A 14,553-nucleotide genomic window follows, 5' to 3' on the forward strand; every position below is an offset into this window, starting at 1 on the left:
CGAGGTGACCACCGAACCGGAAACCACCCTCGAACTCAGCGCCTGACAACCCCAACGAAGGATCAGACCGTTACACCACTGCCCGGGACTTGACCCTCGCTCGAGAAGTCGTGGACATGCCGGAAGGAACGGAAGGGGCCGGTGACCTGCGCGTCGACGAACCGCCGAGGACGATCGTGTTCGCTGATCTGGGAGGTCATGGTGAACCAGATCCCGAAGTGCCGGGCCCGCCAGGTGACGGTCTCACCGAGCCCGATCTGCCCCGAGGTCACCCCGTCGATGGCCTGCTCGCCGGAGTCGGCCATCGATCCGAGATGTTCGTCGATGCTCAGGGAGAGATCGAAGAGTCGCTCGGCTGCGTGTGACGACGGGGTCACCACCGTGAATGTGCTCGTCATCGTCCGATCGTCGCACGTCCTGGGACAGATCGGTTTCCGCCCGTCGCCGAGGCGCCCTCCGGAACTCCCACCGGGCCGCGCACCTTGACCGGCCAGGACCCGGTGTCATGGTGAGGGATGTCGGGAAGCCGCGCGGTGGCCCCCACCACCTGGCGCGAGCCCCCGGTGTCCTGCTGTTGGGCGGCTGATGAGGCAGCAGGACCCCACGGCACCGGAGTCGGTGGCGCACCCGCCCGGGTCCGGTCCCGGCGCAGCCAGGCCCGCCATTCGTCCCGCGTGCCATCCAGATAGTCCGGATCAGGCAGGGACTCGGGCCGGTGCAGGTCCCAGGCACGAATGGCCTGCAGGCTGATGGCCTTGGGACCAGTCCGGCGCGTCGTGCCCTCGATCAGCATCAGCCGGGCGGAGAACAGCATCTCACCGGTCTCATGCTGGGCCTCCGTGAAGAACGAGGCGTCCACGCAACCCGTTCCGTCGTCCACGGAGATGAATACCACGCGCTTGCCGCTGCGCATGGGCGGGGTCTGCGTCGCCACCCGCACCCCGGCCACCAGCACCCGTGACTGTGACCGCAACCCGAGGAGGTCCTCCGCCGCCGTCACCCCGAGCGCATCCAGGTATGGCCGGTGCGACTCCATCAAGTGGGCGGTCGTGTCCATGGCGGTCAGATCGAGCTCGGTCCGCACCTGCTGGTCCCGGCTGGGTTCCGGGAACATCGGCACGATCGCCGCCGCCTCGGTATCGGGCAGCTCCAGGGAGAGCTGTCCGTCGACCTGGCGCCCCCCGGACCGCTTCCTCCGCCCCGACAGCCCTTCGATCTGCCCGCCGTGCTGCAGTTCCAGATGGTGCACCAGGTCCGTGCGCGAGGCGCCGCCCGGTGGCAGGAGGCAGTCCAGTGCACCGAGCTGGGCCAGCCGTTCGAGGTTCCTCCGGGTCGGGCGGGCCCGGTCCCGCACATCGGCCAGCGAGGCATAGGGTTGCCCCGCCACGATCCGTTTGCTCTCCGCCTCGCTCAGCCCGGACAGCGCGTTCAGTGCCAGCCGGATCCCCCAGCGCCCCGCGGCAGTGTTCCCCGGCCCGACGCCGGCCGGCCGGCTCCCAGCGGCCGGTACCGCGCCGGCGTCGGGAATCTCCGGGTGGCTGGGCACCCACTCGAGCCTGAACCGATCCGTGGAGGCGTTAATGTCCACGGGCAGCACCGGGATGCCCATGCGGCGGGCCTCGGCGATCATCAGTCGGCGAGGGTACATGCCGGGATCGTGCTCGAAGATCCCGGCCAGGAACGCCTCGGGGTGGTGGGTCTTGAGCCACGCCGAGTGGTAGGTGGGAACGGCGAACGCGGCGCCGTGGGCCTTACAGAAGCCGAAGGAGCCGAAGGCGTGCAGCGTCCCCCAGACCTCGTCCACGACCTTCGGCGGATAGTTCCTCGCCAGCGCCGTCGACCGGAAAAACTCCTCCACCACACCCTCCTGCGGCCCACCGATCTGACGGCGGAACTCATCGGCCTGGGCCAACCCACAGCCGGTCATCACGTCGAAGGTCCGCAGTACCTGTTCGTGGAACACCGTCACCCCGTGCGTCTCGGCCAGCACGGGTTCCAGGTCCGGGTGGGGATACCGTGCCTGAGAGAAACCGTGGCGTTGCTCAAGGAAGGGCCGCACCATGTCCGACTGCATGGGCCCAGGACGGAACAACGAGATGTCGATGGTCAGGTCATTGAATTCGACGGGCGCCAGCTTCCCGATCAGCTCACGCTGACCCGGTGACTCGATCTGGAAGATGCCCAGGGTGTGCGTGGTGCGGATCAGGTCGAAGGTCGGCTCGTCATCGAAGGGCACCAGCTCGAGGTCCACGGTCTCCCCCGTGGTCCGCTCGATCTCGGCCAGGGTGTAGGCGATGGTCGACTGCATCCTGACACCGAGCACGTCGAGCTTGAGCATGCCCATGGGATCCATGTCGTGCTTGTCGAACTGACTCATCGGCAGGTCGATCCCGGAAGGCTGCAGCGGCGTCCGGTCCAGCAGGGTGGCGTCTCCGAGGATCACCCCGCACGGGTGCATGGCGATGTGCCGCGGCAGCCGGTCCAGTCGCTCGGTGAGGTCCACCAGCAGGTCCAATTGCTCCTGTCCGGCGGCCCGGCCTGATTCGACCTGCTCCGCGAAACCGCGCAACTCCGGCATCCGGTCCATGGCCTCACGGAAGCTCGACGCCGAGAACCGCCACAGTTGCTTGGCGATCGTGTCCACCTGCCCCGGTTCCATGCCGAGCGCCATCCCGGCGTCACGCACCGCTCCTCGCGCGCGGTAACCGTTCTGCATGCTCATGAGCGTGGTGCGTTCAGCCCCGAAACGCTCAAACATCGCATGGTAGACGTCGTGACGGCGGGCCGATTCCACATCGATGTCGATGTCCGGCAGAGTCGAGCGGTCATTGGAGAGAAAGCGTTCGAAGATCAGCTCATGCTGCATGGGGTCCACGTTGGAGATCCGCAACAGGTAATTGACCAACGACGAGGCCCCGGATCCGCGCGCCGAGACCCGCACCCCCATCTTCTCGATCATCTCCACCACCTCGGCCACGGTCAGGAAGTAGCTGGCGAAACCGAGCCGGTTGATGATGCCCAACTCATGCTCCAACCGCTTCTCCAGGTCCTGGCCGGCGGTCGACGACGCAAAGCGGGTGCCTCTGTAGAGGTCCGGGAAGCGGTCGGCAACCCTGCCGAAAGTGCGGTCCCGCAGCGCAGTGACCGGGTCCCCGGTGATCCCGATGACCGAGGCCTCCGGCACGGTGGGCCGCATCCAGCCCAGATCCGGACCGGGGTCCATCCGGCAGGCATCGGCGAGGGCATGGGTGTCATCCAGCAGGGCTGTGACCCCCTCGGCACTACCCCCGGCCCGCCCCTCCGTCCCGGACCCCGCCGCCTCGCAGATCTCCAGGGCGATCCGGTGCATGGATCCCGCAGGCTTCAGCCAGCCCTGCCCGTTGGGCTGTAAGTCGGTGAGGGCCTCGAGGGAGCTCAGGGCCCGGGCGGCGTCGAGGACGTCCGCGGTGGCGGCCCCGTCCGGCGTCGCATAGCGCACCGCGTTGGTCAGCACCGCCGGCACCCTGGTCTCCCGTGCGGCGCGCAGCATCTTCACGGCGTGGGCGGCTGACAGCTTCTCCCCCGGTGCAGAGAGATGGCAGACCACCCCCACCCGCAGGGATCCGGAAGGCAGCGCGGCCTTCCACCGGCGCAGCAGCGCCCGGCCGGCCGTGTACTTGCGGGCGGCCATCAGCTGCCCGACGTCGGATCCCGGCCCCAGCAGCACGAACAGTTCCGGTGGGGCACCGTGGTGCCTGCCGGCGGACCACTCGGCCAGTTCGGCCATCGTGACGTACGGCGTTCCCCCGGCAGAGCCACCCGTGGTGTGGGCGTGTGCTGCCGAGATGAGCCGGACCAGGGCCCGGTACCCCGTGCCCTGCGTGCCGCCTCGGGCCAGCACGACCACCCGGCCGGCGGGATTCGACCGCCGTTGACCCCAGGCCACCGCGAGGTCCACCCCGATCACCGGGTCCAGCCCCTGCTCCAGGCAGGCGCTGACATGCTTGGCCATGCCATAGAGCCCGTCCCGGTCAGTGCAGGCCAGCACCTCCGCGCCGTCCGCGGCGGCGGCTGCGGCCAGCTCAGCGGGCCAGGACACCCCGTAATGGGAGCTGAAGGCACTGGCCACGTGCAGATGCGGAAAGCCCGGGGCTGTGCCCATCAAGCACTCTCCTTGAGTCGCACTGCGGCGCCGTCATGGACGCGGACCAGCCGCCAGCGACCGGAGTCGACATGGCGGGAGAGGTCCAAGGTCAGCAGCGGTGCGCTGCGTGCCTTCTCCAGGCGCACCTGGACCCGCCAGACCTCGTGATCCACCAGACCGGCACCGCGGCCCCGCTCGGCCCGGCGCTCCTCGGTCCACCACTTGCGCCGCTCGTACCAGCGCACCGGCTCGGCCGCCAGTGCGTAGATCCGGCCGTTCCATTCCAGGCGCTTCGGGTCCCCTGCCGTGGTGCATTCAACGGCGACCGATTGAGTGAAGATTCCCATGGGACGTGATTCCTACCCTGTTCTTGTCGTGACTTCTCATGCCGTTTCCGCCCTCCGGCACATGACCGGCGGGTTCGTCCGGGAGCAGCCCGGGCCGGCGTCGTGCCCTGCCGTCTGGGAAGGAACGGCGGGCCCGAAACCGGGGCTGTCCGGTGGGGCGGTGGGAAGTGAAACGGCCGACGGGAAGACCCGGCCGCACCCCACCATGGTATTAGGACATGTGTTCTAACACCAAGAATGAGGCTATGAGGAAGGTGGGACGCGATAAGCGTCCGGTCAGAAAACCGTCAGTTGATGGGCTTCACATACTTCGGGAAGGCCAGCGGCTCGTCGAGTTTCTGGGGCTCCGGGTTCATGTCCAGACCCAGATCCTTGGCGAAGACCAGGCGGGTGCCGTCGTACACCCGCTTCGAGTTCTCGTTGAGCTCGAAGACCCGGGCACCGCGCAGGGTGTGCTGGTCCCAGGTACCGTCGTTCAGGCCGTAGGGGCCGAAGCCGGTGCCCGGACCGTAGCCCAGCTCGATGCCGTAGTAGTTGCCCATGTAGGTGTTGATGTGGTCATGGCCGCTGTACATGCCGAGGACGTCGCCGCGCTCGAAGGCGGCCGCGTAGATGCCGGAGTTGAACAGCCCGGTGTACACGCCCTCGTTCTTGACCCCCACGATGCCGTGGCGCTCCGCGGCCGCCGCGTGGCCGGCGTCGTCCGAGGTGAACTGCTGGCCGAACCACATGTGGTGGTGCTCATAGGTCGGGATGTGGAAGTACATCAGGCTCGGCACCTTCTGGCCGTAGCGCTCCTCCGTCTCCTTCGAGAGCTCGTTGTACCAGCGGATCTGCTCGGGGCGGATCCAGTCGTACCCCATGAGCCCCTCATGCGACTGGCCGGCGGGGTTCTCCTCGGCGTAGCGGCCCGAGTCGAGTAGCCAGATGCCGAACCTTGGACTGCGACCGCGGGAGCCGCGGACCAGGAGCTGGCCGTTGGAGGAACCGAACAGCCCGTCCTCGTCGGTGGGGTTCAGGTTGTGCTTGTACTGGCGGATGAACTCCACCATCTGCGGCTCGAACACCGTGGTGCCGGCCTGCTCGGTGGAGTCCTCGTCGTGGTTCCCGAAGGTCAGGGCCCACTTGACGCCCCGGGACTCCATGGGCATCACCACATTGTTGATGGCCTGGTAGACCTCGCGGTTGGTGGTGGGGCCTCCGGTGATCACGTCGCCGTTGATGAGGGCGAAATCCGGCTCCTCCTGGTCCAGTACCTTCCCCATGAAGTCCAGGGTGCGGCGGTCCGTCAGGTGGTCGTCCTGGGTGTCGTTGAACTGGATGATCTTGAACCGGCCGTTGCGGTTGAAGGACAGCGGCATCCGACGGCTGCGCTTCTCCTTGCCCCTGCCGGCCGCGGGCTGCACTCCGGCGGCATGGGCCGCCGTCGGCAAGGAGCCGAGGACCCCGGCGGCGGCCAGCGCCCCGCCGCCGGCCAGCATGCGGCGACGACCGACTCCAGGGGGCTCCGGGGACGGCTGCGTGATGGACGAGTCGGACGGATTCTGCTCGGTCATGGTTCCCCCTCGGGACAAGGCGACGCCGCGGACTGCGGCGCTCCACAAACTAGAGAGCCCTCCTGAACTCCACATGGCGCAGAGCCGAAGCGTGGAACCACTACCTGTGGGTAGAACTTCACCGCATTGTCAGCGAATTCACAGCTGGGAGAGCGAGGGGCGCCGGAAGCCGTCAGATCAGCGTGTCCAGGGGTTCCAGCAGTTCAGGGCCGTTGTTGCGGACGTTGCCGACGGCGGCCCCCACCTCATCCAGCGACCATCCCGAGGCCGTCCTGAAGGCCCGCTCCCGGACGCGGTCCACCAGGGCGCCGGCAGCCTCCGAGGACAGTCTCTCCGGTTCCAGCCACGCGTCCAGGGTGTCCCGGTCCATCGGCAGCGGGAGCCGGTCGTGCAGACCACCCAGCTGCGCCAGGGTCAGGTCGGCATCGTCCGCCTCCGGAGAGGGGCCGGTGAGGATGGTGCAACTCAGCAGCCAGCACCCCGGGGCACCCTCCGGCACGGATTCGTCCTTCCACCACTCATAGAGTCCCGCGAAGTAGGTCGGCGAGCCGTCTGCGGCGTGGATGTAGAAGGGACGCTTCTTCGCAGACTTCGGCGCGCCCGCGTCCAGCTTGAGCCATTCGTAGTAGCCGTCCACGGGCACAGCACAGCGACGGGCCTTCACCGCGGAGCGAAACGTCGGCTTCTCCGTGACGGTCTCAGACCGCGCGTTGAACGCCCGCGAACCGACGGACAGGTCCTTGGCCCACGGCGGAACCAGGCCCCACCGGGCCACGTGGATCTCCCGGCGCGTCCCGGATTCGGAGCCCGACGTCGGCACGGCACGTTCCAGCACCACGGCCACGTCATCGGTGGGAGCCACATTCCAATTCGGCGGCAACACCAGTTCCTCGTCGAGGTCCGCCCCCGCGTCCGCCACCAGGTCACCGATGGCCCTGGCCATCACATACCGTCCGCACATGGTTTCAGTCTGCCGCACTCCCGCATCGGACGGTCAACCGCCGGGGATCAACCCGACGGTCAATCTTCAACGAAGGGACTCCCGCAGGCCCAGCCTTCGGGGTTCTCGTGGCAGTCGTCGGCGACGTTCTTGGACGTGGAGCGCCAGATGTCCGCGGTGACCGGGTCGCTCGGGATCTCGGCGGTGCCCGGGATCGCGATCCATGGACCATCGTTGACGGAGAACTGGCCCCGGTAGGACGTAGTCAGCCCCACCGGGTATTGGCCGGTTTCCTCGTAGACGTGGCTGGTGGTGGTCTCCTGGTTGAACTCCACCTGTGGCCCACCCGGGTATGGATTCGACAGCCTTTCCGAGCCGTCCCCGTAGTCCCAGGTCCACTGCACCGGCACCGCCTGAATCGCCACCTGTTGACCTAGCATCGTGGTGTTCAACGTCTGGTCTTCCTCGGTTGCAAAGAAGTTCGTGTTGCCACGGAGCAGCCCGAAGCCACCGGAGTCAGACTCAATCTTCGAAGGGGCGATGTTCAGACTCCGGAAATCAGCCAATGTCACCACCGGCATCGGCGGAGCATCCGGAGCTTCCGCTCCGGGGTCAGAGACCACCGGCTCCGAAGGATCAGAACAGAACTGCTGCCCCACCCTTTCGAGAGCCTCAAAATCGTTGGCCGGGTACTGGGCCCTGACCATCCACTGACTGCCGGATTCCGCACAGGCAGCCCGCTCAGCTTCCATACAGTCCAACATCGCAACGCCATCGATATTCGTGCAATAGAGCTGAGTGATCGTGATGATTCGGTCCGGATCGTCGATTTCGTTAGGGTTCGTCGATCCGCCTGCCCCGGCATCAGCATCCTCGTTGCCCGATGCTGATTGATTCCCACTCGACGGTTGCTGTGTAGATTCAACTGGGATTTCCCCACCGACTTCAATTTCAGGGTCGTCTTCATAGTCGGAATCACCGCAGAACACGCCGTCACAAGCCTGGTCAGTTGCCTGCCCGGCCGGAACCGCGACAACGGCAAGTAGCAATGTGAGGATAATCGGAATTAGAACAACCCTTTTAACTTCAGTCATTTCTGCAACCTCACCCTTGCGGTTCAAGGCCTTCGAGTTTCCACAGCTGTTCTTCCTCATCAAACACTGCAGAGATTGCCCACGGTCGGTCGTCGGACCCATCCCCAGAACCGCCCGGCGAACCGTTCGGCTGGTAAATCTGACTCGGGGATTCAGAGACAACAATCGCCCCGGTTCCACCCAAACCGCCATTATCGATGTTGGTGAATTGGACCCTTACTTCAGTAGGGCCAGTCTCCGCCCAGCCACCCAGATCGTAGATCTCAGTCCATCTGTTCCGTTGACTCTGACAAAGTTCACAGTCACTCGTGGACACTTCGTCGATATGTGTCGAATCACCCGTAGCACGGAGAAAGTCTCCTGCCTCCCACCAATATTCGACTGCGGCTTCGAGTCCTTCTTGGGTAGGCTCCTTTACCGCTTCCGGCATCTCGGGCACCGGGACGTTCTTCGCCGGCGACGTCTCCGTGGCTGGCTCGTAAGAACCTGAAGCAGTTGCGCTTGGAGACGTGCTTTCTGAATCAGAGCCAGTTGGAGACCCAGAACTGGTCGAGATCTCTGTAGCGCTCGGAGATCCCGACGGCGACCCGCCGTCTCCCCCATCACCGGAACAAGCGGTCAACATCAAGCCCACGGCCATCACACCGGCCAGGCCAGCCAGTCGAACAGGACGATTCACCGGATCGGTCACGCAGACCCCTCCCTCAGGGCCACAGGGCCACCGACCACGAACCCGGAAACCACATCGCAATTGATTCCCAGACGAGGCAGTACGCCGTCCCCACGGCTTGCCAACACGCATCAACATTCATCAACACCGCAGCCGGACAGATCCCGACGGTCCAGCACTGCCCCACAGTCTAGACAGACGCCATGAACCACGTCACAGATATCCACAACGCAAATTCAAGGGACTTCGGATACGTCTCACAGGGAACCCGCCACCCATGCCGCGCCAGATGTGATGGAATGGATCCGAAACCACTCACGAGTCGGAGCCCTGCCCCACCGCGGGCCCCGGAAGGAGCAGCACCGTGCCCCAGAAGGTCCAGGCGGTCGTCGCCACGGCGAAGGACGCCCCCGTCAGCATCGAGACCATCGTCATTCCGGATCCGGGTCCGGGTGAAGCCGTCGTCGACATCCTCACCTGCGGCGTGTGCCACACCGACCTGCACTACGTCCAGGGCGGCATCGGCGACAACTACCCCTACCTGCTCGGCCACGAGGCCACCGGTGTCGTCTCCCAGATCGGTGAGGGCGTCACGGACGTGGCCGTCGGTGACAAGGTCATCCTCAACTGGCGGGCCGTCTGCGGTGAGTGCCGCGCCTGCAAGAAGGGCCAGCTCCAGAACTGCTTCAACACCCACAACGCCACCCAGAAGATGACGCTCGAGGACGGCACCGAGCTCGATCCGGCACTGGGCATCGGCGCCTTCGCCGAGAAGACCCTGGTCGCCGCCGGCCAGTGCACCAAGGTCGAGGGCGTCTCTGACGAGCAGAACGCCGCTGCCGGGCTGCTCGGCTGCGGCATCATGGCCGGCATCGGCGCCGCCATCAACACCGGTGAGGTCAAGCGTGGCGAGTCCGTGGCCGTCATCGGGTGCGGCGGTGTCGGCACGGCCGCCATCGCCGGCGCCAAACTGGCCGGGGCCACCACCATCATCGCCGTGGACCTGGACCAGCGGAAGCTGGACAAGGCGGTTGAGCTCGGAGCCACCCACACGGTCAACTCCCAGGACCAGGACGCCGTCGAGGCCATCCAGGCCCTCACCGGAGGATTCGGTGCCGATCTCGTCATCGACGCCGTCGGCCGCCCCGAGACCTACAAGCAGGCCTTCTACGCCCGCGACCTCGCCGGCCGCGTCGTCCTCGTCGGCGTCCCGACGCCGGAGATGCAGCTGGAACTGCCCCTCGCCGATATCTTCGGTCGCGGCGGATCCCTCAAGTCCTCCTGGTACGGCGACTGCCTGCCCTCCCGCGACTTCCAGATGCTGATCGACCAGTACAACCTGGGCCGCCTCGACCTGGACGCCTTCGTCACCGAGACCATCGGCCTCAGCGACATCGAAGCCGCCTTCTCCAAGATGCATTCCGGAGACGTCCTCCGTTCGGTGGTGGTGCTCTGATGGCTCGCATCAACAAGATCGTCACCTCGGGCACCTTCTCCCTGGACGGCGGCACCTGGGAGGTGGACAACAACGTCTGGATCGTCGGCGACGACGAGACCTGCGTGGTCATCGATCCCGCCCACGACGCCCTTGAGGTCCAGAAGGCCGTCAACGGACGTCAGGTCCTGGCCATCCTGCTGACCCATGGGCATGACGACCACATCCGCGCCGTCCAGATGTTCCGCTCCCTCGTGGACGCCCCCGTGCTGCTGCACGAGGCCGACCGGATGCTGTGGGACACCGTCTACCCGGACCAAGCCCCTGACGGCACCATCTCCGACGGCGAGGCGTTCACCGTGGCCGGCATCCAGCTCACCGCACTGCACACCCCGGGGCACTCCCCCGGCTCGGTCTGTTTCCATTCCCCGGAACTGGTCAGCGAGTCCGGAACCCAGGGCGTCGTCTTCTCCGGCGACACCCTCTTCCAGGGCGGACCGGGTGCCACCGGGCGGTCCTACTCTGACTTCGGTACCATCGTGGAGTCGATCAAGGACCGGCTGCTGACGCTGCCGGATGAGACCACGGTCAATACCGGCCACGGGGACTCCACCACGATCGGCGCCGAAGCCCCGCACCTGCAGGAGTGGATCGACCGCGGTCACTAACCGCCGGACCGGTTTCCCGTCAGGCGCCTTCAGTCTCTGACGGGAACACCGACTCTGTGAGTACCGCATCATCCGAGCACCATTCCGGAGGCCTCGTCCTGTTGGGCGGGGCCTCCGGTTCGGGTAAGTCCTACCTGGCCCGCACCTACGGCCGTCCGCACCTGTTGTTGGACTCCTTCTACCGGGAGATCTCCGAGGACCAGAAGGGTGACCCGGAACGGGCGTTCCCCCGCACCGCCTACGGTGAGATCGACTGGGACCACCCGCTGACGTGGAATGCACGCGCCGCCGTGGACGCAATCATCGAACTCCGGGAGACCGGCCGCACCCGCGTGCCCGACTACTCCATCACCACGTCGTCCATCACCGGCTACGTGGACCTCGAATTGGCCGGAGGACCGATCGTCGCGGAGGGCATCTTCGCCGCAGAGCTTCCCCGCATCCTCACCCGGCTCGGTGTCGACTTCCAGGCCTGGTACATCGACCAGCATCGGCTCACGACGGCGGCCCGCCGGTTGGCGCGCGACCTCGCCGAACGCCGCAAGCCGGTCCCCTTCCTCATCCAGCGAGGCTGGTCCCTCCTCCGTAAGGAACGGGAGATCCGCGACCACTACCTGGACGCCGGCTTCACGCCGGTGCCGAAGCGCGAGCTGCATCGGCGTCTCGCAGCGCGCTGACGGCGCGGCGCCACCGTCGCAGCGGACCACAGCGGTGGCCTACTGGGACGAACCAGGCAAACCAGGCGAGCACCGGACGACCTACCGGGGCGGAACCGCCTGGAGCAGGTCAGCCCAGGGCCGGTCCTCGACGGGCTGGTAGGCCGCGCGCAGTCCGGCGGCGAACGTCTCCACGTCCAGCCCCGGCACGGCGTCCGTGGCCGCTCCCGCCGTCGCCGGATCCCAGTCCAGGCCGAGTGCCTCGTAGACGTCCACGAGCACGGCCCGGATCGGCGCGGGATCCTCCACCACGATCGATGAGGAGAACAACCAGGCCCCCTTGACGACCCGCTGCGCCGTGCCCACCAGCTTCACAGGTCCACGCTCGGTACCGCCCGGCCCGGGCGGCAGCGGCGTGTGCACCGAGAACTCCCCCGGGCAGTACTCCCCGGGGATCTCCCCGACGGCGGCCGGTACCCCGGCGCTCCGGAACACCTGGGCGAACATCTCGCCGAACCCGGCGAAGCGGTCCTGGAACCCCTGCATCGCATCCTGGTCACGCCGAATGTGATCCACCACCACGCTGCCGCCGTGATAGGCCGCGGCACGACCGCCCGCGCGCCGGACCACGGGTGCGAAGCCGTGTGCGCGGCACGCCTGCTGGGCTTGAGCGAAACCGGCCAGCCGGGTATCCCGCTGGCCAAAGGCCACGGTGGGAGCGGGGCGGTAGAGGCGCACCATCGGAGAGCTGATCACCCCGCTCTGGGCGGCACGGAGCAGGGTGATCCCGTAGTCCAGGTCCTCTGCCGGACCCAGAGACGGACCCTGCCGGGTCCACTGCAGCACGACCGGCGAGGCCGCGTGCCGAGCCGACGGCTGGACCATCTCAAGCATCGACGGAGGGGACCTTCCGCACCGTCTGGATCTGCTCGGATCGCCCGAACGGGCCCCGTTCGTCATGGAGGACGGAGGAGGTCAGCCCGATCCCGTCCGAACCCATGTTCGAGGTGGTCGCATAGCCCAGCCATGGACCCACGGGGTCACGGTAGAGGTGGATCTGCAGGTCGACGTTCGGGAATCCGTAGCCGCCAGGACCGGCGTCCAGCACGGGGGCGACCCCGTTGGAGGTGTCCGCCATCCCCATCAGCCGGACGAGGTCACTGGTCGGCTCGCCAGCGATCATGTCCACCTCAGTGGTGGACCAGCAACGCCCGTGCCCAGGGGCATGGTCCGGGGCCACCCGCATCTCCAGCGATTTGATGTAGCCACCGGGCCACCGCTGTTCCATCGCCGGGAACGGTCGGCTCCGGTCCACGGGGGTGAGGGCGGAGTCGTTGGTGACGGCCACGTCGGCCGTGTCTGAGGTGACGAGGCGCCAGGCTCGGGCCACCAGGACGGCGCGCCCCTGGGCCACCAGGGTCGACTCCACCAGTTCGATGGTCCGCCCGGGTCGCACGGTACGGGTGGTGACCGTCAGGGGCCCGTAGTGCAGTGTTCCGAGGATCTCGAAGGACAACCGGGCCAACCGCAGCTCGGGACGCGGATCGTGGGCCAGGATCTCTGCCGTCATCAGTCCGGAGACCGGGGCCATGTGGAGTTCGTCGTCTCGCCACGTGCCCTGGGCGTGGACCAGCGAGTCGAACTCCGAGGTACGCACCCCGTCCACCACGCTGGGAGGCGAGGTCCGCTGGAAGTTGGCGCCGACGTCGTGCCCCTCGATGCCGGAACCGCCGGCCATGGTGGTGGAAGTCATGCCCTCCATCCTGCCAGACCGAGCCGGGCCGGACTCTTGCGGCTAGGCCGAGACCACCGAGCTCACCCAGGCGGACTTGACCCCGGTCCGGGACCGAAACTGGGTACCGGTCAACGTGGAGGTGTCGCCTTGCGACGAGGTCCCGGTGATCCGCGCGATCGCCTGGTCCTCCCCCTTGGTGAACCGGACCGAGACGACGTCCTTCAGGTTGAAGGCCCGGGCCATCGTGGTCTGACTGACCGTGCTGACCCAGGAGGCGTTCGGGTTGCCCGCAGCGGAGCTGACACTGTAGGGATCTCGCTTTGACGTCAGGTAGGAGACGCTGTTCCCCCAGACATCAGCCGCGTCGCGAGTAGATCCACCGGACGACGAGTAATAGGTAGCGTCCGCGACCGAGTTTCCGTACCAGATGCTCTGTGCCTGGGTCGGCGTACCGGAACTGTTCTTCGTCAGAGTGGCATCGACCGCCTTCACCCAGCGGTCGCCCCACCGGGTGCTGCCCGTAGTCTCGGACTCCTTAGCCCATCCGGTGAACTTCTGCGAACGGATCTCGTCCCACACATGGCAGTCGCACTCGGACTTCACCGAGGCGGTCTGGCGCAGGGCGTAAGAACGGCTGGCCAGCGCCTGCGCCTGGAGAGCTTCGGCAGGCCAAGAAGACGGCATTTCGGCGATGCCGTACAGATATTCGTCATTCAGCCGCAGTTCGGTGATCAGGTTGACCTTGCCCGAGACCACGGTCGCGACCAAACGGCCATGGGCCAGGGTGAGCGGTCTCGACCCTCCATCGCCCTGAGGGATCGTCAGGGTGCCCGCGGAGCCACTGAGCCAGTACCGAGTGCCGCCCCACTCCACGTTGGCGGTCTCCATGGCGTGCTTGTCGCCGTTGCCGAGAGTGGCCAGGACCCGGCGTGAGTTGTTGGGATCCACGGTCAGCCTCACGGGTTCCTTCGTCTGCTTGACACCTTGGGCGGTATGGATCCGTACGGTGTTCGACGGCTCCAGTCTGATGGAATCCGCCGAGAGAACGTGAACACGGACATTGTTGCCAGCACGGAGGGAGGAGGTGCGGACCTCTGCCGGACCATAGTAGTGGTCGATAATCTGCTCTGAGCTCTTGCCCCCCGCCGCCATGGCACGGGCGCCGTACTGGCTCATGCCGACGCCGTGGCCCCAGCCGGAGCCCGTCACCGTGAACGAGGTGTTCCGCGCAGCCTTCCGGGTCCAGGTCGCGATGGTCTTGGTGCCGGTCAGCCCGTGGGCGTTCTCCGTCCGCAGACCCCACTGGGTGGTAGTGCCCTCGGCCACATC

The 14,553-nt window shown here is 66.8% G+C and carries 13 protein-coding genes; 3 read left to right on the top strand and 10 right to left on the bottom strand.

Annotated elements, in window-relative coordinates; all coding sequences use genetic code 11:
* Positions 1-62 precede the first annotated feature (62 nt).
* The 7 genes from AB0333_RS14120 to AB0333_RS14150 form a co-directional block, all read right to left on the bottom strand.
* Entirely contained in the window at positions 63-398 is a 336-nt protein-coding gene (locus AB0333_RS14120) for an SRPBCC family protein (protein WP_366219322.1), read from the bottom strand.
* The gene (gene dnaE / locus AB0333_RS14125; protein WP_366219323.1) at positions 395-4,141 is read right to left on the bottom strand and encodes a DNA polymerase III subunit alpha; all 3,747 of its coding nucleotides are present in this window, start codon (positions 4,139-4,141) and stop codon (positions 395-397) included. The genes AB0333_RS14120 and dnaE overlap by 4 nt, the downstream gene beginning before the upstream one ends.
* Positions 4,141-4,470, bottom strand: coding sequence for a DUF6504 family protein (locus AB0333_RS14130; protein WP_366219325.1), 330 nt, complete (start codon positions 4,468-4,470; stop codon positions 4,141-4,143). Before AB0333_RS14130 ends, dnaE begins: the two co-directional genes overlap by 1 nt.
* Positions 4,471-4,757: 287 nt before the next feature.
* A complete protein-coding gene (locus AB0333_RS14135; protein ID WP_366219327.1) occupies positions 4,758-6,026 on the bottom strand; it encodes a metallophosphoesterase family protein in 1,269 nt (422 codons plus the stop codon).
* 172 nt (positions 6,027-6,198) lie between these two features.
* Positions 6,199-6,987, bottom strand: a complete 789-nt coding sequence (locus AB0333_RS14140; protein ID WP_366219328.1) for an SOS response-associated peptidase — start codon at positions 6,985-6,987, stop codon at positions 6,199-6,201.
* 59 nt (positions 6,988-7,046) lie between these two features.
* Positions 7,047-8,120, bottom strand: coding sequence for a hypothetical protein (locus AB0333_RS14145; protein ID WP_366219415.1), 1,074 nt, complete (start codon positions 8,118-8,120; stop codon positions 7,047-7,049).
* Positions 8,071-8,868, bottom strand: coding sequence for a DUF6318 family protein (locus AB0333_RS14150; protein ID WP_366219330.1), 798 nt, complete (start codon positions 8,866-8,868; stop codon positions 8,071-8,073). The genes AB0333_RS14145 and AB0333_RS14150 overlap by 50 nt, the downstream gene beginning before the upstream one ends.
* Before the next feature lie 226 nt (positions 8,869-9,094).
* Here AB0333_RS14150 and AB0333_RS14155 point away from each other — a divergent pair, with 226 nt between their 5' ends.
* Genes AB0333_RS14155 through AB0333_RS14165 form a run of 3 tightly spaced genes read left to right on the top strand, consistent with a single transcriptional unit; the run spans position 9,095 to position 11,510 of the window.
* Positions 9,095-10,186: an S-(hydroxymethyl)mycothiol dehydrogenase gene (locus AB0333_RS14155; protein ID WP_366219331.1), complete on the top strand. Its 1,092-nt coding sequence runs from the start codon at positions 9,095-9,097 to the stop codon at positions 10,184-10,186.
* Positions 10,186-10,833, top strand: a complete 648-nt coding sequence (locus AB0333_RS14160) for an MBL fold metallo-hydrolase (RefSeq protein ID WP_366219332.1) — start codon at positions 10,186-10,188, stop codon at positions 10,831-10,833. The genes AB0333_RS14155 and AB0333_RS14160 overlap by 1 nt, the downstream gene beginning before the upstream one ends.
* A gap of 56 nt (positions 10,834-10,889) precedes the next feature.
* A complete protein-coding gene (locus AB0333_RS14165) occupies positions 10,890-11,510 on the top strand; it encodes a uridine kinase (protein WP_366219333.1) in 621 nt (206 codons plus the stop codon).
* A gap of 81 nt (positions 11,511-11,591) precedes the next feature.
* Here the strand turns inward: AB0333_RS14165 and AB0333_RS14170 are convergent, their stop codons facing one another.
* The 3 genes from AB0333_RS14170 to AB0333_RS14180 all read right to left on the bottom strand — a co-directional run.
* Positions 11,592-12,374 carry a lipoate--protein ligase family protein gene (locus AB0333_RS14170; protein ID WP_366219412.1) on the bottom strand — a complete coding sequence of 261 codons (783 nt, stop codon included), beginning with the start codon at positions 12,372-12,374 and terminating at the stop codon, positions 11,592-11,594.
* 1 nt (position 12,375) lies between these two features.
* Positions 12,376-13,242, bottom strand: coding sequence for a thioesterase family protein (locus AB0333_RS14175; protein WP_366219335.1), 867 nt, complete (start codon positions 13,240-13,242; stop codon positions 12,376-12,378).
* Between the two features lie 42 nt (positions 13,243-13,284).
* Positions 13,285-14,553 (bottom strand): SpoIID/LytB domain-containing protein (locus tag AB0333_RS14180; RefSeq protein WP_366219337.1); only part of this gene is annotated, 1,269 nt, incomplete at its 5' end.

It is taken from the genome of Citricoccus sp. NPDC079358, assembly GCF_040702545.1.
Taxonomy (GTDB): domain Bacteria; phylum Actinomycetota; class Actinomycetes; order Actinomycetales; family Micrococcaceae; genus Citricoccus.